This is a genomic window from Evansella clarkii, assembly GCF_002019695.1.
Lineage (GTDB): Bacteria > Bacillota > Bacilli > Bacillales > Salisediminibacteriaceae > Evansella > Evansella clarkii.
In genome coordinates, this window is the sequence record NZ_KV917376.1 from 4,880,890 (window position 1) to 4,905,002 (window position 24,113).

General features: G+C 43.7%; 24 protein-coding genes. 2 read left to right on the forward strand and 22 right to left on the reverse strand.

Annotated features, from left to right (window positions below):
- Nucleotides 1-53 precede the first annotated feature (53 nt).
- The 8 genes from recJ to BK582_RS23225 form a co-directional block, all read right to left on the reverse strand.
- Complete coding sequence (gene recJ, locus BK582_RS23190; RefSeq protein ID WP_078597303.1) at nt 54-2,405, reverse strand: single-stranded-DNA-specific exonuclease RecJ; 2,352 nt, start codon at nt 2,403-2,405, stop codon at nt 54-56.
- Nucleotides 2,406-2,479: 74 nt separating this feature from the next.
- Entirely contained in the window at nt 2,480-2,827 is a 348-nt protein-coding gene (locus BK582_RS23195; protein ID WP_078597304.1) for a LapA family protein, read from the reverse strand.
- 6 nt (nt 2,828-2,833) lie between these two features.
- Nucleotides 2,834-3,742, reverse strand: coding sequence for a cation diffusion facilitator family transporter (locus BK582_RS23200; RefSeq protein WP_078597305.1), 909 nt, complete (start codon nt 3,740-3,742; stop codon nt 2,834-2,836).
- Nucleotides 3,743-3,906: 164 nt separating this feature from the next.
- Nucleotides 3,907-4,836: a protein translocase subunit SecF gene (secF, locus tag BK582_RS23205; RefSeq protein WP_078597306.1), complete on the reverse strand. Its 930-nt coding sequence runs from the start codon at nt 4,834-4,836 to the stop codon at nt 3,907-3,909.
- Complete coding sequence (secD, locus tag BK582_RS23210; protein WP_078597307.1) at nt 4,826-6,136, reverse strand: protein translocase subunit SecD; 1,311 nt, start codon at nt 6,134-6,136, stop codon at nt 4,826-4,828. Before secD ends, secF begins: the two co-directional genes overlap by 11 nt.
- Entirely contained in the window at nt 6,133-6,330 is a 198-nt protein-coding gene (locus BK582_RS27390; protein WP_078597308.1) for a hypothetical protein, read from the reverse strand. The genes secD and BK582_RS27390 overlap by 4 nt, the downstream gene beginning before the upstream one ends.
- A 90-nt stretch (nt 6,331-6,420) precedes the next feature.
- On the reverse strand, nt 6,421-6,729 hold the full coding sequence (locus tag BK582_RS23220; RefSeq protein WP_078597309.1) for a post-transcriptional regulator: 309 nt from the start codon (nt 6,727-6,729) through the stop codon (nt 6,421-6,423).
- A 180-nt stretch (nt 6,730-6,909) separates the two neighbouring features.
- Nucleotides 6,910-7,716, reverse strand: a complete 807-nt coding sequence (locus BK582_RS23225) for a DUF368 domain-containing protein (protein ID WP_078597310.1) — start codon at nt 7,714-7,716, stop codon at nt 6,910-6,912.
- A 170-nt stretch (nt 7,717-7,886) separates the two neighbouring features.
- Here BK582_RS23225 and spoVB point away from each other — a divergent pair, with 170 nt between their 5' ends.
- Nucleotides 7,887-9,440, forward strand: a complete 1,554-nt coding sequence (gene spoVB, locus BK582_RS23230; RefSeq protein ID WP_078597311.1) for a stage V sporulation protein B — start codon at nt 7,887-7,889, stop codon at nt 9,438-9,440.
- A gap of 203 nt (nt 9,441-9,643) precedes the next feature.
- Here spoVB and BK582_RS23235 read toward each other — a convergent pair whose 3' ends face one another.
- Together BK582_RS23235 and BK582_RS23240 are read right to left on the reverse strand one after the other, a co-directional pair.
- On the reverse strand, nt 9,644-10,306 hold the full coding sequence (locus BK582_RS23235) for a DUF421 domain-containing protein (protein WP_078597312.1): 663 nt from the start codon (nt 10,304-10,306) through the stop codon (nt 9,644-9,646).
- A gap of 199 nt (nt 10,307-10,505) precedes the next feature.
- Nucleotides 10,506-11,795: an ArsB/NhaD family transporter gene (locus BK582_RS23240; RefSeq protein ID WP_167553256.1), complete on the reverse strand. Its 1,290-nt coding sequence runs from the start codon at nt 11,793-11,795 to the stop codon at nt 10,506-10,508.
- 725 nt (nt 11,796-12,520) lie between these two features.
- On the opposite strand from BK582_RS23240, the gene BK582_RS23245 reads away from it, so the two are divergent.
- Nucleotides 12,521-12,898: a TIGR04086 family membrane protein gene (locus BK582_RS23245; protein ID WP_078597314.1), complete on the forward strand. Its 378-nt coding sequence runs from the start codon at nt 12,521-12,523 to the stop codon at nt 12,896-12,898.
- Between the two features lie 77 nt (nt 12,899-12,975).
- On the opposite strand, the gene yajC is transcribed toward BK582_RS23245, so the two are convergent.
- The 12 genes from yajC to obgE form a co-directional block, all read right to left on the reverse strand.
- Entirely contained in the window at nt 12,976-13,242 is a 267-nt protein-coding gene (gene yajC / locus BK582_RS27940) for a preprotein translocase subunit YajC (protein WP_269148991.1), read from the reverse strand.
- 215 nt (nt 13,243-13,457) lie between these two features.
- Nucleotides 13,458-14,597, reverse strand: coding sequence for a tRNA guanosine(34) transglycosylase Tgt (tgt, locus tag BK582_RS23255; protein ID WP_078597316.1), 1,140 nt, complete (start codon nt 14,595-14,597; stop codon nt 13,458-13,460).
- A gap of 14 nt (nt 14,598-14,611) precedes the next feature.
- On the reverse strand, nt 14,612-15,640 hold the full coding sequence (queA, locus tag BK582_RS23260) for a tRNA preQ1(34) S-adenosylmethionine ribosyltransferase-isomerase QueA (RefSeq protein ID WP_078597317.1): 1,029 nt from the start codon (nt 15,638-15,640) through the stop codon (nt 14,612-14,614).
- 54 nt (nt 15,641-15,694) lie between these two features.
- Nucleotides 15,695-15,913 carry a DUF2905 domain-containing protein gene (locus tag BK582_RS23265; protein WP_177344652.1) on the reverse strand — a complete coding sequence of 73 codons (219 nt, stop codon included), beginning with the start codon at nt 15,911-15,913 and terminating at the stop codon, nt 15,695-15,697.
- A complete protein-coding gene (ruvB, locus tag BK582_RS23270) occupies nt 15,910-16,911 on the reverse strand; it encodes a Holliday junction branch migration DNA helicase RuvB (protein WP_078597318.1) in 1,002 nt (333 codons plus the stop codon). Before ruvB ends, BK582_RS23265 begins: the two co-directional genes overlap by 4 nt.
- A gap of 27 nt (nt 16,912-16,938) precedes the next feature.
- Nucleotides 16,939-17,547 carry a Holliday junction branch migration protein RuvA gene (ruvA, locus tag BK582_RS23275; protein ID WP_078597319.1) on the reverse strand — a complete coding sequence of 203 codons (609 nt, stop codon included), beginning with the start codon at nt 17,545-17,547 and terminating at the stop codon, nt 16,939-16,941.
- Nucleotides 17,548-17,913: 366 nt separating this feature from the next.
- The gene (locus BK582_RS23280; protein ID WP_078597320.1) at nt 17,914-18,471 is read right to left on the reverse strand and encodes an intercompartmental signaling factor BofC; all 558 of its coding nucleotides are present in this window, start codon (nt 18,469-18,471) and stop codon (nt 17,914-17,916) included.
- Between the two features lie 217 nt (nt 18,472-18,688).
- Nucleotides 18,689-19,684 (reverse strand): YhcN/YlaJ family sporulation lipoprotein, encoded by a 996-nt coding sequence (locus tag BK582_RS23290; protein WP_078597322.1) that lies wholly within the window; start codon nt 19,682-19,684, stop codon nt 18,689-18,691.
- A gap of 144 nt (nt 19,685-19,828) precedes the next feature.
- Nucleotides 19,829-20,989 carry a SafA/ExsA family spore coat assembly protein gene (gene safA, locus BK582_RS28165; protein ID WP_139368291.1) on the reverse strand — a complete coding sequence of 387 codons (1,161 nt, stop codon included), beginning with the start codon at nt 20,987-20,989 and terminating at the stop codon, nt 19,829-19,831.
- A 310-nt stretch (nt 20,990-21,299) separates the two neighbouring features.
- Nucleotides 21,300-22,196 (reverse strand): prephenate dehydratase, encoded by an 897-nt coding sequence (gene pheA, locus BK582_RS23300; protein WP_078597324.1) that lies wholly within the window; start codon nt 22,194-22,196, stop codon nt 21,300-21,302.
- A 17-nt stretch (nt 22,197-22,213) separates the two neighbouring features.
- Nucleotides 22,214-22,663 carry an ACT domain-containing protein gene (locus BK582_RS23305; RefSeq protein ID WP_078597325.1) on the reverse strand — a complete coding sequence of 150 codons (450 nt, stop codon included), beginning with the start codon at nt 22,661-22,663 and terminating at the stop codon, nt 22,214-22,216.
- A 142-nt stretch (nt 22,664-22,805) separates the two neighbouring features.
- Nucleotides 22,806-24,089, reverse strand: a complete 1,284-nt coding sequence (gene obgE, locus BK582_RS23310) for a GTPase ObgE (protein WP_078597326.1) — start codon at nt 24,087-24,089, stop codon at nt 22,806-22,808.
- Nucleotides 24,090-24,113 lie beyond the last annotated feature (24 nt).

The window sequence follows — 24,113 nt, forward strand, 5'->3', positions numbered from 1 at the left end:
ATACTGATTCGTTTAGTGGTTATTGTTTGTCAGCTTTCCGGACTAAAATGTCCTTACTCCGCTGATACAGGAAATGTAGTTTCCTCCAGAAGATCTTCGAAGAGCTGTTTCAAATCAGCATTGGATGAATAAAACAGCTTATCTTCTATGTCGCTCTGCTCAAGCTGACGCCTGTATGAAGCTGATTCTGTCAGATCCTTCTTTTCAGGGCTATCTTTGAGCTCAACAACTCCATTGTTTATTGTAACAAATCCCAGTTCAAAAAACACCTTACATATAAAATGAACTGCCGTTACGGGCCAGCCTTTATGAGCGGAAAGGCTTTCAGCATTATCCTTCAGGTTAAAGGATTTTCGTTTCATTAAAAATGCGTAAAACCACTTAAAATGATCTCTTGTTGGAAGCATTTCAAAAAAATGATCTTTATCATGTATGAATGCTGCGTAAATCCTCCCTGGTTTACCATGTTTCTGAAAGAATTCTCTCAGATCTTCCATACTCCCGGGTAAATCAAACAGTAAAACATTCTTATTCGTAAGATCTGTCACTGTATCTTCCGGACCTTCCGTCATCTGAAGCACTTTCCAGTTATCAGGAAGTTTTTTAACCATTTCTCCTGATTCTTTATTCCATACAGTGACGATCACAGTTTCAGGAGTAAGATGTTCCATTTGCTGCCAGGGATCCTTCAGCCCTCTTAAATCAAAGAGCTGCCATTCATCCACCTTCATATCTTCAATAATCACCTGTGGTTTTACATGGCCATTCCATTCATTAATCGATAACTTCCCTACGACAGAGGCTTTAGCATGAGGCGAAATTTCATCGTAAAGCTCGCCCATACGAAACCCTATCCCGTCTACCATATTAGTACTCTCTTTAAAAGTTACTTTAAGGTGATCCTTTTTTGAGCCGATTTTTTTCAGAACGGATAAATTCACACCGTCCAGAAGTATTTTAGGAGACGGGTTCCCGACTCCAAATGGGGCCATCATTTGGAGGTCTTTTATTGCTTCTACTGTTACTTCTGATAATTTAACCGGAAGATCGACTGATAATGATCTTATCCAGTCTTCAGGCTTAACTGTCGCCTCAGCTATTTCATTCATTTTTTTCTGCAGCGGCTGTATATGCTCTGTTTTCATCGTTAACCCGGCGGCCATCGGGTGCCCGCCGAAGTGAGGGAGCCATTCACGGCACTGGGACAGGGACTTGAACATATCAAATCCATCAATGCTCCTTGCAGAGCCTTTTGCGAGCCCTGTTTCACTGTCTATGCTCAGAACAATTGACGGCCGGTAATACTTTTCAGTCAGTCTGCTTGCAACAATTCCAATAACGCCTGCGTTCCAGCCTTCGTTACCAACTATGATGACAGAAGACAGTCCCTGTTCCTCCACTTGCCGCTCTGCTTCTTCAGCGATATCAGCAACAACCTTCTGACGTTCTTTATTTAAATCGTCTATCATTACAGCCAGTTCATCTGCTTCCAGCATATCTTCGCTGATCAGCAGCTGTACTGCCGGATCGGCAGAATCCATTCTCCCAGCAGCGTTCAGCCGGGGACCGATACCAAAGCCGACAGATTCCTCCGTTAATTCCTGTGGATTAATTCCGCAATGATCCATAAGTGCTTTCAAACCGGGGCGCTGTACCATTGACAGTCTCCGGATTCCTGCGGATGCAAAGAATCTGTTCTCATCTGTTAAAGGCACTAAATCTGCGATAGTTCCAATGGCTATCAGATCCAGATATTTTTCCGGAAGTTCTCCAAGCAGAGCGTGAGCCGTTTTTCCTGCAACTCCCACACCAGCAAGGTTAGGGTTCGGATAGAAGCAGTCCTCCTGCTTAGGGTTGATAACCGCATAGGCATCAGGTATCTCTGGAGGAGGTTCATGGTGGTCTGTAATAATCAGGTCTATTCCCAGTTCTCTTGCAACTTGTGCTTCATATACTGCTGAGATACCAGTGTCCACCGTTATAATAATAGAAACTCCCTCTTCTTTCGCCTGCCTGAATGCACCTTCATTCGGACCGTACCCTTCTGTAAACCGGTTCGGAACATAATACCCTACCTGAGCTCCAAGTTCTCTGAGCGTTAAAAACATAAGAGAGGTACTCGTTACTCCATCCGCGTCATAATCACCAAAAATAAGTATCTTTTCTTCATTTCTTATGCCTTCTTTAATTCTCTCTATTGCTTTTTCCATATCTTTTAACAAATACGGGCTGTGAATACATGATTCGTCTATATTTAAAAAAGTTTTAGCCGTTTCCGTTTCTGTAAAACCTCTCTGTACTAAAAAACGGGAGGCTATTTTTGAAAGCCCCAGCTGTTCAGAAAAATAGTTAACTTTTAATTCATCAGTCTCTGAAACTTTCCACCGTGCCTTTGATGTTAGCATATAAAAAACCACCCCTGACCAAATTATTATACATAAGGTCAACAAAGGTGGCAATGATTCATATACTATTTCGTCTACTTTGATTTCATTCTTTTTCTGGCGACCCTTCCCCCTGGAAGCTCTTCTTCTTCTTCTTTGCCTGAAGCAACCTCGTTTTCTTGTTCACTCCAGCTTTCATCATGCGACTGAAGACGATTTTTCAGGCGTTTTATCTCCTGTTTCTGTTTATGCAGCTTATACATAGCTGCGCTTCCGGTAATTAAACCGCCCATAAGAACAGAACTGATAATTACTAATACAAGCGGCCATTCGGCCCGGCCGAATAAATAATTCACTTCTACAGGATCAACGTTTATAACAGCGAAGATAGCTATAATTAAAACAATAATAATGCCTGTAATAATAGCCCACTGACGCTTCATTATCCATCACCCCTCCTCAGAATAAGGATTTATATGAATTCTCACATCCTGAACATAATCATCCTCCATAAGTGTCTTTTTCACTTGTTTCCCGATTGTATGCCCTTCTTCTACAGATATATGTGGATCTACTGCAATTTTAATATCCACGATGACATAGTGTCCGTGTTCCCTGGCCAGGAGCTCGTTAACTGCCATAACTCCAGGTACTCCTCTGGCCATTTTCTCCATCTCAACAGTATCTTCTTCGTGTAGTACGTGGTCGAGAGTATTATGAATCGCTTCACTGCCAAGTTTCCAGGCCATTTTTATAATTAATACAGCAACAAATAACCCGGCAAGAGGATCAGCGTATACGAGCCATGGAATGTCTGCCATTCCCCCAAAAATGGAGGCTCCGATTCCAATAAGAGCAGCGACTGAAGAAAAGACATCTGAACGGTGATGCCATGCATCTGTAATCAACGCATCACTTCGGTATTTTTTACCCAGATGAATTTTATAGCGAAACATCAATTCTTTAACTATAATTGAAAAAATAACTGCATATATTGCCGCTGTACCAGGAACTGCAATGGGTTCAAAGAATGATTTTCCTGCATTAATTGCTATTTCCAGACCAACGATGAATAATAATACCGCCACGATAATCGCAGTAACAGTTTCCGCTTTTCCGTGGCCGTAAGGGTGATCTTCATCTGGAGGCATCTTCGCCGCCCTGATGCCGATTAGTACAGCCACTGACCCGACTACATCCGAGGCGGAGTGGACAGCGTCTGCCACAAGAGCCCGGCTGTCTGCGATAACACCGACTATAGCTTTAATTGCCGCAAGCAGAATATTTCCGATTATCCCAACCCAGGCACCAAACCGGACTTTCTTATACCGTTCATCATGTCTGTTTTCTTCAAGCATTTTATACACCTCGTTGAACATTTCCGCTTATTTTAACTACTATAACATTATTTGCTATTTCCCTCCTGTTAATTAACTTTCTTTTAAATTAATGACATTTCGAAGTACAGCACCAAAAAAGGGTGTCTCAAAAGTTAAACTTTGAGGCACCCCCTTAATTAAAATTATGCTTCTGTCGGTTCTGCTGTTCGCTGTTTCTTTTTCCGCTGAAGCTGTTTCCATTTCAGCACCATCCATAGCTGAGCAGCTATAAACAGAGAGGAATAAGTTCCAGCTACAAGCCCCACTACGAGAGCGAAAGAGAATGTACGAATTGCTTCCCCGCCGAAGATAAATAAAGCAGCTGCAGCGAATACAACAGTGAGCACCGTATTAATAGATCTTGCAAGAGTCTGCACCAGGCTTTTATTAACCACTCTTGCCAGGTCATCAAACGTTTTGATCCGTTTTTCATAACTCATATTTTCTCTGATCCTGTCAAAGGTTACAATCGTATCGTTTATAGAATAACCTATTATTGTAAGCACAGCCGCAATGAACGGAATATTCACTTCCATTTGCACAATAGCAAAAACGGTTAATATAAACAAAGCATCATGGAACAAGGCGATAATTGCCGATATGCCATACAGAAACTCGAATCTTATTGTCACGTAAATTATAATTCCCACCGCAGCAATAAGAACAGATATAATAGCATTTCGCGCCAGTTCTTCCCCAACAATCGGAGTAACGGTACTCACGTTTGGAGTATTCCCGTACAGCTCTTCAAAGTGGGCCTGGACTTCCAGCGTTTCCTGCTGGCCTAAAGCTCCGATAAATGCAGCTCTCGCAATATCATTTGCTCCTCCGGCCAAAGTAATATCATCAGGCTCGAGCCCGAGCTCCTGAAACTCTCCGGCAATTTCCTCGGCAGTTACAGTCTCGTCCGCAAGAACTTCAACCGTTGTACCGCTCCGGAAATCAATTCCCAGATTCAGGCCGAGCGTCACCAGGAGAATCACCCCGGTCATAAGCAAAATTCCGGAAAATATGAAAAACTTCTTTCTGTGTTTTACAAAATCAATTTTTGTATTTTCATGTTCAAAGTTCACTGATTTCACGCTCCTTTACACCGAACATACGCGGTTTCTGATTGAGCACCCGGCTGTTTACCCATAGTCCGAGAAGTAATCTTGAGCCGAATACGGCAGTCAGGAAACTGGTAAGTATACTAACGATGAGCATGACAGCAAAACCTTGAACAGCACTTGTACCAAAATAGAACAGTACGGCAGCGGCCAGAATGGTTGTTATATTAGCATCCAGAATGGTGGATAAGGAACGGCGGCTTCCTGCACGGAAAGCACTCATAGTAGACTTGCCGGATCTCAGCTCATCCTTTATCCGCTCGAAAGTAATAATATTAGCGTCAACTGCCATCCCCACTCCAAGGATTAACGCCGCTATACCTGGAAGCGTAAGAACAGCATTCATCCAGTTGAATACAACAAGCACCAGGTAAATATAGATACTTAAAGTAACAAGAGCGACAAGCCCCATAAACCTGTAGTAAAAAATCATATAAGCAAAGATCAGGCCTATTCCGATAAAGCCTGCATAGATTGCCTGGTCCATCGCTCTCTCACCGAGCGAAGCACCTACTGCGTTAGCAGAAAGCTCCTCAAGTTCAACAGGCAGTGCTCCTGCATTTAAAACTCCTGCAAGCTGCTGAGCAGATTCCACAGTGAAATTACCTTCAATCATAATGTCTGTTGTACGAAGAACACTTCTGACCGTAGGAGCAGAAACTATTTTTGAATCTTCTTTCTGGATTTCTTCGTAAAAGGTATCTTCTTCATCGTAGTCAAGCCAGATAGCCATACGGTTATCCGGATTCTGCATTATCTCCTGGCTGACATCACCCATAAGGTTTGCATCTTCAAGAGTAACTGTAACAATCGGCTGGTTCGTGTCAGGATGGAAGCTTTGTCTCGCCCCGCCTTCCACAAGGTCCGACCCGTCAAGCATTAAGTTATCGTCTACATCCCGGAACGATAATCGCGCTTCAGTTGCAAGCAGTTCCCGGGCGGCCTGCTGGTCTGTAACACCCGCAAGCTGGACACGCACCCGGTCGTCCCCCTCAATAGTAACGTTCGGCTCCGATACACCAAGGACGTTAATCCGGGCGTTCAGGGCCGCAACTGTATCAGTAAGCAATTCACGGTCCATCTGCTGCCCTTCATCAATAGGGTGCACTTCATAAAGGACCTCGAATCCTCCCTGCAAATCAAGACCTAAGCTAATTTCTTCGGCATGGTCAAGGACATTTGAAGCTATTAACGCAGCAAACGCAGCCACAATTACAAAAAATGCGGCAATATGCCCTTTTTTGACCCCTCTCTTTTTCTTCATGAACGAATGCTCCTCCTTAAATGCTGCTTTCCTGGAGATAATGATCTCCCGGCACGGTGATTCTGGATGTTAAAAAAAGTCATTATCAGAAGCTGTCCTGCAAAGCCTTCCTGCAGAACGGCTAAAGTTCCCTTTGTATACTGAATAACCATTACTATATCAATAAAATCAATAGTCTTATTATAGCGATTCAAAAAAAAACGTGCAATGCTTCATGTTCTTTATGAACCGTTATCCCCAGTTTCCGAATCACTTTTCTTTATGGATTTACCATATAATTCCTGTTAGCTGTTTTTATGATTACTAAGGCGTTCATCAACCGGCTCGTCCTCTTTAAACCAATCCGGCCCCTTATATGCAGCAACAGTCAGCCAGTTCATATAATCATGTGCTCTCAGCCTGAATACTTCAGCTACAATCCAGTGTGGCCTCACCTCTTCGGGAACTTCAATTCTCGGAAGTTTCGCAGTGAAGCATTCCCAGACATCTTCCGGAGAGACATTCTCATAACCCAGCATCTGTAATTCTTCCGCTTTACTATTTAAAACCGGCTCAATTTCTTCTTTCCATACCTGTATTTTTTCTTTTTCCATTTTAATGCCTCCCCAGATAAAGTGAACCTTCAATCAGTGGGATTTTGTTCATCCCCCACTGTTTGTCAGCTGAACCAATCGGGATGTTAGCGTCCGTTATCTCCCGCCTAACACATCTTCGCTTCATCTCATGTTTTGAGGCGGGAGGTTTACGGACGGTTACATCGGGATAAAAACTAATTAATTTTTACCGCCCAGGAGCAGCGCTGTAGCTGCGCCTCCAATAAAAGTAATAATGCTTGGAAACAGAGTACCCATACTTGAAATTCCAGGGTAAACCACGACAGTTGACCCTGCCACAAGACCAATTATTACGGAATATACCATTACAGGATATTTACGGAGCAGGAATTTAATCAATTTACTGCTGACTATAAACCCTATAGCAACCCCTGCCCCGATAGTAATTATGACAGGGAAATTCAGAGTAGCCAATGCATTTATTGCAGTCCGGTATACACCGAGAAGCAGAAGAACAAAAGAACCGCTGATCCCGGGAAGAAGCATGGACATGCTTGCCAGCCACCCTGAAAAAAACAGTCCGGCTGCTGCGGAAAATGATGTTAACTCAATAAGAGCCGAGGATTCCTCCGCAGGAATGAACCCCATACTGCCTACGAGCAGTGCAGCGGCTATCAGGGCGGTATAATGTTTTACAGTAAATGTTTCTTTTAAACGGGCGTTCCGGACGAGTAATGGAATTATCCCTATAATAAGCCCCAAAAAGAAAAATTGTGTTGGTTCAAAATGGTATGTAAGCAGCCATTCTATCAGGTTACTCAGTGAAAAAATTGCAAGTACCATTCCAACTCCCAAAGGAATAAGGAAAAGCAGATGCCTTTTCCAGTCTTTACTGAATATCCCGCTTACAGCTTCTATAAACTGATCGTATATCCCAAGCAAAACCGCTATGGTCCCCCCGCTGACACCTGGTATGAGATCGCTGGTCCCCATCATTGCTCCGCGGTATAAATTTCTCCATTCCACTTAAACATTCTCCTTCTCTGTACAAAAATTATGCAGTTGCAGTTCAGCGTTATATTAAAAACGTAATATATAAAGGTTATATTTTCAAACTTGTCATGCTTGACCCCCTTTTCAGCATATACATTCTTAATGAAAAAATCCATGATTTTTTACAGAAAGCAGGGGGGTTTATGACGAAGCAGTCTTTCCTGAAAGGAGCATTTATTTTAATAATGGCCGGGCTTATTACCCGGATTCTTGGGTTTGCCAATAAAATTGTTGTGGCAAGAATAATGGGGGCTGAAGGGGTCGGACTGTATATGATGGCAGTGCCCACCCTGTTACTGATAATCACTCTGACACAGCTTGGACTGCCAGTGGCAATTTCCAAGCTTGTAGCTGAAGCGGATGCAGATAATGACCGGACAAAAATAAAGCGGATTCTCGTAGTATCATTGTCAGTCACTGCAGTTCTGAGTATTATCTTTACATTGCTGATGATAGTCGGTGCACCGTTAATTTCGCAGCATCTTCTTACAGACCCAAGGGCTTTCTATCCTTTGGTAGCCATTTCTCCGATAGTGCCAATCGTAGCGTTGTCCTCTGTTCTAAGAGGGTATTTCCAGGGTCTTCAGAATATGAAACCCACAGCTTATTCGCAGATTATCGAACAGCTTGTAAGAATTACGCTCGTAGCCACATTTACCACTGCTTTTTTACCGTATGGCATCGAGTATGCTGCCGCCGGTGCTATGCTTTCCGCTGTGCTTGGGGAACTCGCTTCATTACTTTACATGATATATACGTTTAAAAGGAAAAAGAAGTTCCGGGTCAGGCGCCGTTTTTTCACTTACGCAAAAGATGGGAAGGATACTCTTAATGATTTACTGGCAATCGCCCTGCCAACGACCGGAAGCAGGCTGATTGGTTCTGTTTCTTTCTTCTTTGAACCCATTGTTGTAGCCCAGTCACTGGCTCTTGCCGGAGTAGCTACAGTTGTTGCCACATCACAGTACGGGGAACTGGCTGGTTATGTCATACCAATGCTTTTGCTGCCTACTTTTATTACCTACTCTCTTTCAGTCTCCCTGGTTCCTGCCATCAGTGAAGCCGCCCACCAGAATAACTACAAAATGATTCACCACCGGCTTGAACAGGCATTGAGGCTTGCTTTTGTCTCGGGAGGCTGCTCTGTAGTCATACTTTATGTTTTTGCAGAACCTATTATGGAACTCGTGTATAATGCACCCACAGTAGCAGCTTACTTGAAAATTATGGCGCCTTTCAGCCTTATGCTGTACCTTCAGGGTCCACTCCAGGCTGCCCTCCAGGCCCTGAGCCTTGCCAAAGCTGCTATGATAAACAGTTTTATCGGGGCCTTCGTAAAAATAGCAGCTATTTTTGTCCTTGCATCAAGACCGGAGCTTGGTATTATGGGAGCTGCACTGGCTATCGTTATCGGTTTTCTTCTGGTAACACTGCTTCATTTCGCCACTCTTGTCAAAACAATCAGCTTTACATTAAATATCAGAGATATATTTAAAGTGATAACAGCAATAGTTATCACCGGTACTCTCGCTCACTGGCTCTGGGACCATTCATTCACGCAGACCGATCTTTTGCCAAGAACGTTAGTGCTTATAATACTATCCGGCTTCTTTTACCTTCTGATCATTTCTGGCATGGGGCTGATTAAGAAAGAAGAAGCTTCCCGCATCCCCCTTCTGCGGAATTTTATCAGGTGAGGATGCAGCCTGCATGTTTAAGTTAATAGCATAAAAAAACTCGCCGATTGGCGAGCCTTAAGGCGAAGTCAGAGGCGTAGTTGCACTTATACTTCGGCCATAAAATTTTCACTGCGTCGAATTAACTTCTTCGCTAAAAATTTTATACTTTCCCAAACTGCAAAAAGGGACATGGAGCTCCGAATGGAAACCATGTCCTTTTTCTATTCATCGATCAGATCAATAAATAACTGATTATTCTTATCCAGAGAGCAGTATGAAATTTTCTTCACATCCCTGTAGCCAAGCTTTCTGAGTTCCTGCCTCAGCCACAGCTGATTTCTGCCTATCTCCTTTAAATGGTCATTTTGCACTCTCCCATCGAGTATTAACGGGAGAGGCAGGTAAGATACTGCACTTTGGTTATGCTCCTTCCCTTCCTCTTTTTTGATAATTGAAAGATCCCCGGACGGCTCAAGAATAGCAAATTCAACGTCAGACATATACCTGATATCCTTCTGCCGGAGCTGGAGCAGTAAGTCATCAAAATTATAGCGCTGCTTTCTCATTTCTTTTTCATCGATTTTTCCATTGCGGATTATCACAGAAGGTGAGCCATCAATAAGCTTCCTGAGTTTACGGCTTTTCAATGATATATAGGCGAGGCTGATCTGAATAATCATTAATATGAGCATAGGAGTGATCTGTCTTGCCAAAGGAACACTGACATTTTCAATAGACAGCACTGCCAGCTCTGCAAGCATAATGGAAATTACAAAGTCTACTACAGAAAGCTCTCCTATTTCCCTCTTTCCCATGAACCGAAAAACAAGGAGGATCACAATATAAATAACGATGGTCCTCGAAATGATTGTACCGTATTCCAAAGTGAACGCCCCTTTTCCATATTCTCCTCTTATCTTTAACAACTGCCCTATTATAAATGAACAGAAAGGGGTGGTAATTATGGGAAGTCCACAAGAATAGTGCTAGTACCTTGTCTTTTACCTGCCATCAGGAAGAATGAACTGATGCAATACCCGAGTAAAAAGTTCGCTGAACCTTTTACAGACGAAAAAACCTGGTTTACTGAAAATAAACCAGGTAGCGGAAGTATATATACAAACTGGACAGTACGAAGGAAATAATCGCTGTAGGAGCCCCTACTTTCAGAAAGTCCATGTAGGTGAATGGCTGCTTCGCTTTTACGGCCAGCCCGGCTACTATTAAGTTGGAGCTCGCACCTATTAATGTTCCGTTTCCTCCCAGACAGGCTCCAAGGGCAAGGGCCCACCAGAGGGGATCCAGATTGTTCATACCGTATTCCTGGAATTCTAGAATAACAGGAATCATGGCTGCTACAAAAGGTATATTATCCACAAAACCAGAAAGGATGCCGGAAGCCCATAAAATCAGCATCGCAGTTTTCGGCAGGTCCCCTTCCGTATAATAAATGATCGATTTTGCCACTTCATCAATAATTCCGGTCTCCTTTAATCCCCCGACTAACATAAACAATCCCACAAAGAAAAACAAAGTGACCCATTCGATGGTCTGAAATATTTCTTCTGTCTGTTTATCTTCATGAGTCAGGAGCATTAACAGCAGCGCTCCCCCCATTGCAATACTTGTTATATCAACGTTTAACAGCGGCTGAATGATGAAGCCGGCCGTTGTGAGCACTAACACTGTGACAGATTTGAACAGGAGCGGACGATCCCTTAAATAACTTCTCGGGCTGACTGCCATGAGCATTTCCTGGTTTTTGCGTGCCACGACTAACTGGTTTCGGTATAAAAAAGTAATTCCAGCCATTATAACAATATAAATGACGATGACGATGGGTCCCAGGTTTACGAGAAAGGCATTAAAAGTCAAGTGGTCTACTGCCTGCCCGATCATCAGGTTAGGAGGATCTCCAATTAAAGTGGCAGTCCCCCCTATGTTCGAGGCAATTATTGCAGCCATTAAATAAGGTATTGCAGTTATATTAAGCATTTTAGTCAGAGTAAGCACGATAGGTACTATAAGGAGCACAGTTGTCACATTATTCAGGAATGCCGAACCGATTGCCGTCAACGTGGAAATCACAATCAGCAAGGGGACAGGCCTTCCGTGGATAAACTTTGCAAGTGACACCGCAAGGAATTCAAAAAAGCCGCTCTGGCTTGTAATTGAAACGAGTATCATCATGGATAATAGAAGGACGATTGTATGCCAGTCGATATGTTCTAAAAAAGCGGAATTCAGGTCAATGACTCCTGCAAAAAGCATAAATACTCCGCCCAGACAGGCAATCAGCGCTCTGTTAATCTTCTCGCTGATAATAAACACATAACTTATTATAAAAATCACTAAAGCCAAAACCCAATCCATGAACCAGTCCCTCCCCCGGTCGTTCGATACATTGTATGACTGAAAAAGGACAAACATGTATCTTTGTTAAGAGAAGCGGCGGGTACGGATAGCTGCTGATTATTAGGTGTATGAACCTTAATATCATAAGTGAACTGCCGGTAGCGGAGATCAATTTTAAGTTGAATAAAGTTATCCCGATGTAACCGTCCGTAAAACTCCCGCCTCAAAACATGAGTGGTGGTGAAGATGTTCAGGCGGGAGATAACGGACGCTAACATCCCGATTGGTTCAACTAACAATCAGTGGGGGATGAATCCCCCCTACTGATTGAAGGTTCCCTTTATATAAATAAAAAAGTCGAACAGTACTTTTCGAGTGTAGTGTAAGACGGCGATTGTCCCTTCCTCTGCGAGCTTAGCTCCGTAGAATATCCGTCGAGACAACTCGATATGTTTGCGGTGAAAAAGATGCTCGTTCCTGCGGGAAAAGCATGAGAAGCTGAAAATCCATTTTTTACGGCGTTCAGCCGTCAAAAATTAGTTGAAGCCGTGCCCGCAGAAAGCGTCCGTCTGAAACGTAAATCGAACAACAAAGTAACATTTTAAATTAATGTTCGTATTAAAAATGAAAATCTTGAATTATGAAATTGTTTCAGTTTTAACCCCCTCCAAAAAAGCCCGTCTATTTTTTGTCTGTCCGAATATAAATTTTATAAAAGAATTTTTACAGGAGGGGAATAATCCATGCACCAGCGGATGCTAAGCAGTGCTTTATACGGTATACTTGCGATTTTGATATTAGTAGTAGCAGCCAGTTTCATCAGTTCACTTTTATTAAGATTTACATCAATGCAGGAAGGGAGTTTCACCTGGGTCTTATTAGGTTTTTCTTTTATTGCGGTATTTACGGGAGGATTTATTTCCGGAGGCCGTTCCGGAGAAAAAGGCTGGCTGACCGGAGCAGTAACCGCACTGCTTTTTACAGTGATAATATTCCTTGTTCAGTTTTTAGGCTACAACCAGGGTTTTGATACGGAACAGCTGCTTATCCATTGTGGTTATTTGTTTGCTGCTATTTTAGGCGGAATGCTGGGGGTAAACGTCAGAGGGGGCGCATACTAAAACGAGATTGTGGACGATGGGAACCATTACCGGATGCAAAAAACCGACTTCCTTTTATATGGAAATCGGTTTTTTTATTAGTTCTGGTTTACTACTTCACGGATTGCCTGACGATCAAAAGTCAGTTTATTTCCGCCGTCCACTGTAACGATAATTCGATTCTCATCGATTGCATCAATCGTACCGTGCAAACCGCCAATAGTAATAATTTTATCTCCCTTTTGAAGTGCCGCATGCATCTCCTGAATTTTCTTCTGTCGTCTTTGCTGCGGACGAATTAACAGGAAGTAAAAGATTGCGAACATTAAAAGTAACGGTAATAACGCGCCAAAAATACCTTCCACCAACTTCACCCCTTTCAGTGATAAACACCGCTGCTTTTGCTTTATAGGGTAATCCGGCAGATTGCCGGGCAAAAGCTCACTCATTCATCATATTTCCTGAGAGTAATCCAATATTTATTAATATATTGTCCTAAGCAGTTGTCTCTCCTGTTCTATTTTAGACAAATTATGGAGAGAAAATCAATAAAAATAGTGTGTTAAATATAAATTTCCCTTTAGAAGTTTTTTGCGTCAGGTTTATTAAACCCGTATGCTTCGAAAAATTCTTCCCTGTAATCAAGAAGACGGTCTTCCCGTATTGCCTGACGGACATTCTCCATAAGCTTCAGAAGGAAGTGAAGATTATGATAAGTGGTCAGCCTGAACCCGAATGTTTCATCACACTTCACAAGATGTCGGATATAAGCCCGTGAGTAATTCTGGCACACATGGCAATTGCAGTTTTCGTCAAGCGGCCTGAAATCCCGGGCGTATTTTGCATTCCTGACCACAAGCCTTCCGCTGCTCGTCATTAACGTCCCGTTTCTCGCAATTCTCGTTGGGAGAACACAGTCAAACATATCAATACCTCTGATTGACCCATCAATGAGTGAATCTGGTGAACCGACGCCCATTAAATATCTCGGCTTGTCAGCAGGCAGCAGCGGTGTAGTGTACTCAAGGGCTCTGTTCATCACGTCCTTTGGCTCTCCTACAGACAGCCCTCCAATGGCGTATCCAGGGAAATCGAGAGAAACAAGATCTTCTGCGCTTTGTTTACGCAAGTCTTCATATTCGCCTCCCTGTACAATTCCAAAAAGTCCTTGTTCGTCAGGACGCGCATGTGCTTTAAGGCATCTTTCAGCCCACCGGCTTGTCCGTTCAACGGATGCTTTCATATATTCGTACTCAGCTGGATATGGAGGACATTCATCAAATGCCATCATGATATCAGGCCCAAGATCATTTTGAACCTGCATTGATTTTTCAGGTGTCAAAAATAACTTTTCACCGCTCAGATGGTTACGGAATTCCACACCTTCTTCACTGATTTTTCTGAGGTCACTCAGGCTGAAAACCTGGAACCCGCCTGAATCAGTTAAAATTGGCCTGTCCCAGTTCATGAATTTATGGAGACCGCCCGCTTCCTTAATAATATCGCTTCCCGGGCGGAGCCACAGATGATACGTGTTGCTCAATATAATTTTTGCCCCCATGTCCTTCAGGTCTTCCGGGCTCATTGTTTTCACTGTTGCGAGAGTTCCGACCGGCATAAACATCGGAGTCTCAAAAGAGCCGTGGGGAGTATGGACTATTCCCAGCCGGGCTCCTGACTGTTTGCATGTTTTGATATGTTCATATGTTATTGCTGGCATTGTTTCACTTCCTTTTAAATTAACAGCATTGCGTCTCCAAAACTGAAGAAGCGGTATCTTTTTTCGACGGCTTCGTTATATGCCGCGAGTATATTTTCCCTGCCTGCGAACGCGCTCACGAGCATTACCAGTGTTGATTTTGGCAAATGGAAATTTGTAAGCAGTCCATCAATCGCCTGAAATTTAAAACCTGGATATATAAATATATCTGTCCAGCCGGAACTTTCCCTGAACGTTCCATTCCCATCCCTGGCGATTGTTTCGAGCGTTCTGGCAGAGGTAGTACCAACAGCGATAATCTTCCTGCCATTTTCTTTCGCTTCCGTAAGAGCCGACGCAGCATCGGCACTCACCTGGTAAAATTCGGCGTGCATCTTATGTGATTCCACATCCTCCACTGTTACCGGCCGGAAAGTCCCTAAACCTACATGTAAAGTAATATAAACTATATTAACCCCAAGCTCCTTTACCTTCGCAAGCATGTCTTCAGTAAAATGCAGGCCAGCTGTGGGGGCTGCAGCGGAACCGCTGTGCCTGGCGTACACTGTCTGGTAACGGTCTTTCTCTTCCAGCTGCTCCTGAATATACGGGGGCAACGGCATATGTCCCAGTTCGTCCAGAATTTCATTGAAAATCCCCGAAAAGTGAAACTTCAGCTTCCGCCTTCCTTCCGGCAGTTCTTCCAGGCACTCAGCTTTTAGCTTCCCATCCCCAAATGAAACAACCGCCCCGGTCTTGAGCCGTTTCGCAGGCTTAGCCAGTACTTCCCAAACATGGCTTCCTTCTTCTTTCAGAAGAAGAATCTCCACCTTCCCTGCCGTTTCCTCTTTTATTCCGAACAACCTGGCAGGCAGAACCTTTGTGTCATTTAGTACTAGCACATCCCCTTTGTTAAGGTACTGAAGCATATCGGGAAAATGACGGTGCTCTCGTTTTCCTGTTTTCCGGTTCAGAACTAAAAGTTTTGAAGCAGTTCTGTCAGCCAGAGGAGTTTGTGCAATCAGCTCTTCAGGCAGGGAAAAATCAAATTGTGATACATCCATTGTCATTCAACCTCTTTCCAGGCAGCCATAAAATGAACCGGCTTTTCCCCCGTCTCATCTGAACCTGCCTAATAGCAATAAAATTAATGATAAAACAACACTGATAATAATTGAAGTCATAAGAGGAAAATAAACAGTAGTATTTCCCCTCTTAATTAATATATCCCCGGGAAGTTTCCCTAAATTAATATATTTTCCTCCAACCTGCCAGAGCAATCCGGCTATAATAAGGACCACACCGGCAATTACAAGCAGTTTTGGCAGCTGGCTCATGAACCAGGCACCTCCAGTTTCAAATGATGATAAGCCTGATGGGTGGCTACACGCCCCCTCGGCGTCCGCTGCAGAAAACCGATTTGCAGTAAATATGGTTCATACACATCTTCAATTGTATGAGCTTCCTCACCAATAGTAGCGGCCATCGTATCAAGGCCAACTGGTCCTCCGCGGAATTTTTCAATTATATTTTTTAACAGTTTATGATCTATCTCGTCAAGTCCAAGCTTGTCGACCTGCAGAAGTTCCAGTGCTTTCTGAGTTCCTTCAAGGTTAATTGCCCCATCACCGAGAACCTGGGCAAAGTCCCTTACTCTGCGAAGAAGCCGGTTGGCGATTCTCGGAGTCCCTCTGGACCTACCTGCAATCTCCTTAGCCGCTTTATGGGCGATCTCCACTTCCATCACATCCGCAGTCCGCTCCACTATTTCTGTAAGTTCTTCATGTGTATAGTATTCCAAACGGCTCACCACCCCAAACCTGTCTCTTAGGGGGGCAGAAAGCATACCGGCCCTCGTCGTCGCTCCAACGAGGGTGAAAGGAGGCAGGTCAAGACGCACGGACCTTGCTGAAGGGCCTTTTCCTATAACAATATCAAGGCAAAAATCCTCCATTGCCGGGTACAGCACTTCTTCCACAGACCGGTTTAAACGATGAATCTCATCGATAAACAGCACGTCACCTGGTTCAAGCCCTGTAAGTATTGCCGCAAGATCACCAGGCCGTTCAATGGCCGGGCCGGCAGTAGTTCTTAAATTAACCCCCATCTCATTTGCGATGATCATTGAGAGAGTGGTTTTCCCAAGGCCAGGGGGACCATATAACAGCACATGATCCAGTGTTTCTTCCCGCATTTTAGCCGCCTCAATAAAAACAGTTAAATTTTCTTTGACTGTTTCCTGGCCGATATACTGAGAGAGGGTTTGCGGCCTGAGGCTTCGCTCTTCCCATTCTTCATGGCCCTGGGATTCGCCGCCTACTAATCGGTCCTCCATGATGATTCCTCCATTTTCGTTTTATTACTATCTCCTGAGCATAAGCTGCAGAGCTTTTTTAATGTATGCATCAATAGTCATGTCTTCCTTTTTCAGCTCAGGCATAACTTTATTAATTTCCTTATCGGCATAGCCCAGAGCTTTAAGTGCTTCCACCGCTTCGTCCAGATTAACACTTTCCCTGGAAAAAGAAAGTGTATCATTCTCTTCTTCTGTCTGGAAGAGAGGAGCAATAAATTCAGGCAGTTTTCCTTTCAAATCGAGGATAATCTGCCTGGCTGTTTTTTTCCCTACCCCAGGAAACCTCACGAGAAATTTTTCATCTTCCTCTTCAATCGCCTGTACTACAGTTGCCGGTTTACCTGAGGCAAGAATCGCCAGAGCTCCCTTAGGCCCGATGCCGGAAACCTGCAGAAGTTTTTCAAACAGGCGTCTTTCTTCCCGGCTTAAAAACCCGAACAGCTTTATAGCATCCTCTCTCACATGCTGGTATGTATATACTGTAATAGTCTCGTCCATCCATTCCTGGAATTGGTATGGATTGCCGCAATAAACTAAATACCCTGTATTATTTACGTCAATAACAATAAATTCTGTCTCAATATATGTTACTTTACCCCTTAAAAATTCAATCAAAGTAAACTCTCCTCCGCTTTTCACTCTTTAAATGAGAACACACATTTCTATTTTAACACATAACAGCTTCGCCAGGCCGTAATTGTCTTTCTGTCAATCTTTTTTCAAGAGGGACACAGGGGAAAAGCGGAGGAGGGAGGATCCACAACAATCGGTGAAACGGTTCCTCGTTCCGCTATATGTTTAAAAAGGGGACTTCTGGGAAAGGAAGGCAGATCCGCAAGCAATTAAGCATTTCCGAATAAAACGTCCAGGTACAGCAAGACAATTTAACAAACAAAACGCCTGGAAAATATAATCCAGGCGTTTTGTCTGCTGCTTACAGCGTTTCCACTTTCTCAACGAGACCGGAACTATAAGGCAGCTCTATAGCTCTCTAATCGCATATTCTTCATACTTTTTCAGTACTTCCAGGTAATCATCTTTTGAAGATACTGGTATACCATCTCTCAGACTTTCATAATGGTGGCTTTTAAGCCTGCTTGTATTCACCTGGAAAAATGACTGAATTACTTCGTTAGCATCGGGCTTCCCATTATAAATACTTAAAGTTCCATCTTCTGAAAGCCCGAAATACCCGTTAATTTTCAAAAGCGGTGAAATATCGTTCAGGGCCATCCGAAAGACTATCTGATCCTCGTTCTGGTCAATAAGCTGCCAGTCTTCATACAAAGCCCAGAAGTCTTCAACCGACCAGATCGTTTCTTCTACCCTTTCCTCGCTGATCTCCCCATCTAAATATTCTCTTTGCAGAATTACTTCTATAGTTTTCGCATTATAATCCGCTGCCTCAAGTTTTTCAGCCATTGTTACTCCCGGGAAAGCGGAGTATAAAATAACAATGGAGAAAACCATAAACAGATAGCTTGAAATAAGAAATACTGAACAGTTTCCGGTTTTCGCTGCCCGTTTGAACAGAAGCATAATATGACGCCCCCTTTAAATGACGGAATTTTACTGGTTTTCGGTTCCTTTGTTATTAGGTTTGACCAAAAAAATAGAATTTATCCAATAAAGACCATCTGGTTCATTTAAACAAAAAATCTTTTTCAGGAAAGCATCCATAATATTAGCAGGAAAAATGAGCCAATGAAAAGAACGAAAAAATGACCAGGCGATAACTGCCTGGTCATTTCTAATGCTATCTGCTTCTTTCAAAAGGTCTTTGGACGGCTCTTCCAAGGTCCTGCAGCATATCCTCGAACGTAGCTCCAATTTCTTCAAATGGTTCACCTGCACGGAGCCTGTCATTCATGCCACGAACGTCTCTGACCTGATCCTCGTCAGTTACTACATGGACATCAAGGTCGTCCGAAATATCTTTAACTTTAGACCGGATTCGATCATCCAGCTGACTTCCGTCCCTTCCGTCTGCATCTACTCCGACGATTACATCATCGCCATTTACAATGACACTGCAGTCATCAACGGCATCCATTCTGCTGACAGTATTTTCGATTCTGCGGGCCAGACGGCCATCTTCGCCATTATAATATCCGCCGTCCTGCTGCCCATGTACATTCCCACCACGGGGAATCGTACGCCCATTGCCCTGCATACGATTTTGCCCGCGCAGTCCCGAAAGCTCGTCTCCCTGGCCAGTACCTCTGTTCATCAGGCCACGATGCTGCCTTCCTGTAGATTGGCCTCTTGTTGTGTCTCTGTCAAAACGGCCATTCAGAATACCATCTTCATCCACCATTCCTGGACGGTCATCACCAGTAATGCCTCGGCCAAATCCTTGATTGTTATTTTGCCCGATCATCCCACGGTTTTCTGACCCAAAGCCTCGGTTATTGCCGGCAAAACCTGTACCATCATTACGGTTGGCTGCGTTCTTTCCAAAGAGTCCACCCATTCCGGTGCCCTGGCCAGCTCCACCGCCCTGCATTGTTCCATAACCTCTTCCCTGGCCGGTCCCCTGGCCGACGCCCCTTTCTGTTGTATAACCATGCTGGAGAGTACCAGACCTTGTTTCTCTCTGATTAACCCCTAATCCGGTCTGATTTCCATAACCTCTTCCCTGGTTATATCCAGACTGCGTATCATTCATACCGGCGTCGTTTACATCACCACAACCAGCCAGTCCTGTTAATAACATACTTGCTGCAGTTAAACTAAGTGCAATTTTTTTCATTCATTAACCTCCTTTCCCCCATAGGTTGCCTAGGAGAAAGGAGTTTGATTCTGTCAGTTATATGCAATTTACTGGTTCACTTTTCCTATCCTGTCACTTAAAGAACGGAAGACGAATGGCTGCTGCCATCCGCCCTGAGTCAGATTAAATATCTTCATCCCCGTCTTCATCGTCTCTCCAGCTGAAAGGCTGAACCATTTGTCCAGGCTGGAATGTTGTTGGATACATACCTGGCGTCTGAAACGGCGGCATTTGCTGACCATAGGCCTGCATCGGGTACTGGCCTTGCCCCTGTGGCTGCATAGGATACTGGCCAGGCATGGGCTGCATTGGGTACTGGCCGGGCATCTGCTGCATTTGCGGTTGGAAAGGCATCATAGGCTGGCCTTGCTGATGGAAAGACATCGGCATCTGATGCTGCGGGGTAAGGTCACCAAAAGCCTGCCCCATCTGATGGGAAGGCGGGAACTCGCCACCTGTCATTTGTCCGTCCGTCATATCAAAATCGTCATCGTCATTCATTTGCATGCCTTGCATATGTGGCTGCATACCTGCTCCAGGAGGATACATGGAATGCCCTTGCTGACCAGGCATCATTCCAGTTGGGTATCCTTGGTGCACAGGTGCCTGCCCTCCTGTAAATCCGTGCTGTGCTGGCATATGGCCATGCCCCATTGCTGATGGCCAGTTGTAAGGCACAACAGGCGGACAAGGACTGCAGCCGCTCATCATCACCGGTGTAACAGGATAACAGTCTGCCATATGAGGCATCGGTTTTGCAGGGGGCTGTTTAACCAGCGGTTTCACTGGCACTTTTGCCGGCATCTTCTTTACTGGTGCTTTTACAGGTGCTGGTTTTTTAGGAGCTGGCATCACCGGCGGCTTTTCTTGTAGTTTTGATGGTTCTTTTACTGCAGGCATCTTAGGAGGTGCTGTAACCTTTGTTGTTTGTGTTTTTTGTTTATAAAAATTAAAGTTCATATTCTGCATATGATAGGAAGGCTGAGGCACTGGCGGAGGTGAAGGCATAGCCACCGGCGCTTCTTTTTCCTCTGGCAGTGAAGGAGGCGGGGCCTTGGGTTTTACAGGCGCTTCCTTGATTGGCATCTCCTTAGGCTGTTCTTTTATAACAGCCTCCTTTTTTGCCTGGACCCCTCCAGTTGGAATTTTTATTTTCATACCTGGCATAATTAAGTCAGGATTGCTAAGATGGCTGTTCGCTGCTTTTAAGTCTTCAAAATTAACGCCGTACTTCTGCGAAAGCTTCCACAACGTATCTCCTTTTTGTACAATATGAATTCTCACTCTCTCGGATCCCTCCCATACAATGTCACTATATCCTATGCTTAGGTGGGCGAATCGTCACTCTTTTCCAGACAAAATAATCATTTTACGGACAGATTTGCCTGAGCAGCGCAAACAATGATTAATTATCAATAAAATGTATGCCTCGTAAAATCATTGTAGTACAAAGAAAAAAGAGGAAAATTTCGAAATTAGAAGTTATCGGCGGAACTTGAAAAAAAACACAAAAATAATTTAACCTAATTCAAAAGATTATATATAATGGCCGCATGAATTAAACATGCGGCCAGCTGGCTTTTAGTAATATTGGTTATTTAACAGCTTTTTTTTTGTCTACCGCAGATGCCCAGTTAAGACAAGGATAACTTCCGAGTATTTCCACTCCGCACCCCAGCGCTTTAATTTCCTCGAAAACACCTGGAAGCAGTACCTGATCCATTTGCATATCCGCATCTATAATAAAGAAATAATTCCCTAATCCTGTTTTCATCGGCCTGGATTCAATTTTGCTTAAATTAATTTTTCTCCAGGCGAAGGCAGAAAGCACCTGATGGAGTGCACCTGAATAATCAGAGGGTAACGTAACCATCATCGTAGTTTTATACCCTGAAACAGGATAGTCATTTTCAATATTTATTTCGTTTCCTTTAAAAGCACGATCGTATAAAACTACAAAACGGGTTGAATTGTTATTATAATCGTTTATTTCATTTACTGCTGGCTCAAGCCCATATTCTTCTGCTGCAGTAAAATTGGCAACAGCTGCTATGTTTTTCCCTTGCTGCGCACTTACATACTGGGCTGCTTCTGCTGTTGAATTAGTATAAATAATTTCTGCTCCTGGCAGACGCTCCCGAAGAAAATTACGGCATTGAGCAATTGCGTGAGGATGAGAGTATACTTCTGATATACTTTCCAGGCTGGACATGTTTTCCGGTCTCACCAGCAAATTCTGCTGGATAGGTTCGATGATTTCAGCGCCTATTTCCAGTCTTTGATGGTGAATCAGATAGTCAAGAGTTATGTTGACTGAGCCCTCAATTGCGTTTTCAAGCGGAACTACCGTATAATCAACCTTCTTCTCTTTGACCGCATCAATGCTGTCCGGTATATTACTGAACGGAATACGCTCGCTGCCAAAAAACATTTCTTTTGCGGCTGCTTCTGTGAAAGACCCCTTCGGGCCAAGAAATCCTACTTTTTTCATTTTACATTCCACCTACTTTATGTCCCTGAACCGATGATCTCTACTTTAACTACTGAATCAAGCTGTTCAATTTTATTAAGCAGCCCAGTAATCTCAGAGTTCATGGCAGCAGTTTCTATTGAGATTGTTATTGCAGCCCTTCCCTGTAACGGGATAGTCTGGTTAATTGTTAAAACATTAGCGCCGGTCTGCGCTATAAGTGAAAGAAGTTTAGACAGCGTTCCAGAGCGGTCTTCCAGCTGGATCCCAAGAGTAATGATTTTTTCTTTTACCATTGTGTGAAAGGGGAAAATTCCATCTTTATATTTATAAAAAGCACTTCTGCTTAAATCCACTTTCTTAACAGCTTCATTTATTTTATCGATTTCTCCGTTTTCCAGCATTCTCTTTGCTTCTGCTGTTTTCAGCATAGCTTCCGGCAGCATATCCTCCCGGACGAGATAAAACTGGTCCATCCTTTTGCGCATCCTTCACACCACCTGAATTTTCATACTGTTTCTTCATTATAATGAGCTCCTGCTGTATTGACAACACTTAGCAGGATTGTGAAGGGGCAGCTGGTGCAAAAAAGAAAAGGCGGTTCCATAAACCGGAACCACCTCATACTGGTTATTCAACAAATTCGAATTCGTAACTGAGGATACGGACTGTATCCCCGTCTGTCGCTCCTTTTTCCCTTAAAGCATCATCTATCCCCATATGCCTCATTTTACGGGAAAATCTCTTTACAGCATCTTCCCTGTCAAAGTTAGTCATCTTAAACATCGTTTCTATCTCATGTCCCTCAATTACATAAGCACCGTCATCATCACGGGAAATTGTAAATGGAGCTTCCCGCTTAGTAAATTTATATACAACACGCTGTTCCATTTCTTCTTCCTCATATAATGGGAATTCAGGTGTTGTTTCCACCTTATCCATTACTGCCCGTAACAGAGGGTCCAGCCCTTTTTTTGTTACAGCCGAGATAGGAAAAATTTCAGCTTCTTCCCCAACCTGTTCCCGGAAACGCGCCAGATTATCTTCTGATTCAGGCAGGTCCATCTTATTGGCAACAATTATTTGCGGTCTTTCTGTTAAACGGAGATTATACTCTCTGAGCTCTTCATTGATCGTCAGATAATCTTCGTATGGGTCACGCCCTTCCAGACCGCTCATATCTATGACATGGACAATAACTCGTGTCCGTTCAATATGTCGGAGGAACTGATGCCCCAGCCCTGTACCTGAATGAGCACCTTCAATAAGCCCAGGAAGATCGGCAAGTACAAAACTCCTGTTATCATCCGTTTCCACTACGCCGAGATTTGGAGTAAGTGTTGTAAAATGATATTCGGCAATCTTTGGTTTTGCTGCAGAAACAACGGAAAGTAATGTTGACTTACCTACACTTGGAAATCCTACAAGACCGGCATCAGCCAGTACCTTTAATTCGAGAACAATTTCCCGTTCCTGCCCTGGTTGTCCGTTTTCGGCAATTTCAGGTGCCGGATTTGCAGGAGTGGCAAAACGGGAATTTCCCCGTCCTCCCCTTCCACCGTGAGCAATGACAGCTTTTTGCCCCGCTTCTGTAAGGTCTGCTATAATTTTTCCGGTTGCCTCATCGATTACAGATGTCCCGGGAGGAACCCGTACTGTCATATCCTCCCTGCTTTTTCCGTGCTGGTTTTTCGGACGTCCGTTTTCTCCACGTTCGGCTTTAAAATGCCTCTGGTATCGAAAATCCATTAATGTCCTTAATCCTTCATCAACTACAAAAACTACATCGGCGCCTTTTCCGCCGTCTCCTCCGGCAGGTCCGCCGTTAGGAACATATTTTTCGCGCCGGTAAGCAACCATTCCATTGCCTCCATCTCCGGCCTTTACATACACTTTTACTTTATCCACAAACATAATTTCTCACCTCATATTTCACTG

What these genes read in the sequence shown, in the direction of transcription:
- recJ (WP_078597303.1), bottom strand. Translation starts at nt 2,405, where the DNA reads ATGCTAACATCAAAGGCACGGTGGAAAGTTTCAGAGACTGATGAATTA.
- BK582_RS23195 (WP_078597304.1), bottom strand. Translation starts at nt 2,827, where the DNA reads ATGAAGCGTCAGTGGGCTATTATTACAGGCATTATTATTGTTTTAATT.
- BK582_RS23200 (WP_078597305.1), bottom strand. Translation starts at nt 3,742, where the DNA reads ATGCTTGAAGAAAACAGACATGATGAACGGTATAAGAAAGTCCGGTTT.
- secD (WP_078597307.1), bottom strand. Translation starts at nt 6,136, where the DNA reads ATGAAGAAAAAGAGAGGGGTCAAAAAAGGGCATATTGCCGCATTTTTT.
- BK582_RS23220 (WP_078597309.1), bottom strand. Translation starts at nt 6,729, where the DNA reads ATGGAAAAAGAAAAAATACAGGTATGGAAAGAAGAAATTGAGCCGGTT.
- spoVB (WP_078597311.1), top strand. Translation starts at nt 7,887, where the DNA reads ATGACGAAGCAGTCTTTCCTGAAAGGAGCATTTATTTTAATAATGGCC.
- BK582_RS23240 (WP_167553256.1), bottom strand. Translation starts at nt 11,795, where the DNA reads ATGGATTGGGTTTTGGCTTTAGTGATTTTTATAATAAGTTATGTGTTT.
- BK582_RS23245 (WP_078597314.1), top strand. Translation starts at nt 12,521, where the DNA reads ATGCACCAGCGGATGCTAAGCAGTGCTTTATACGGTATACTTGCGATT.
- tgt (WP_078597316.1), bottom strand. Translation starts at nt 14,597, where the DNA reads ATGCCAGCAATAACATATGAACATATCAAAACATGCAAACAGTCAGGA.
- queA (WP_078597317.1), bottom strand. Translation starts at nt 15,640, where the DNA reads ATGGATGTATCACAATTTGATTTTTCCCTGCCTGAAGAGCTGATTGCA.
- BK582_RS23265 (WP_177344652.1), bottom strand. Translation starts at nt 15,913, where the DNA reads ATGAGCCAGCTGCCAAAACTGCTTGTAATTGCCGGTGTGGTCCTTATT.
- ruvB (WP_078597318.1), bottom strand. Translation starts at nt 16,911, where the DNA reads ATGGAGGACCGATTAGTAGGCGGCGAATCCCAGGGCCATGAAGAATGG.
- BK582_RS23280 (WP_078597320.1), bottom strand. Translation starts at nt 18,471, where the DNA reads ATGCTTCTGTTCAAACGGGCAGCGAAAACCGGAAACTGTTCAGTATTT.
- BK582_RS23290 (WP_078597322.1), bottom strand. Translation starts at nt 19,684, where the DNA reads ATGAAAAAAATTGCACTTAGTTTAACTGCAGCAAGTATGTTATTAACA.
- pheA (WP_078597324.1), bottom strand. Translation starts at nt 22,196, where the DNA reads ATGAAAAAAGTAGGATTTCTTGGCCCGAAGGGGTCTTTCACAGAAGCA.
- BK582_RS23305 (WP_078597325.1), bottom strand. Translation starts at nt 22,663, where the DNA reads ATGCGCAAAAGGATGGACCAGTTTTATCTCGTCCGGGAGGATATGCTG.
- obgE (WP_078597326.1), bottom strand. Translation starts at nt 24,089, where the DNA reads ATGTTTGTGGATAAAGTAAAAGTGTATGTAAAGGCCGGAGATGGAGGC.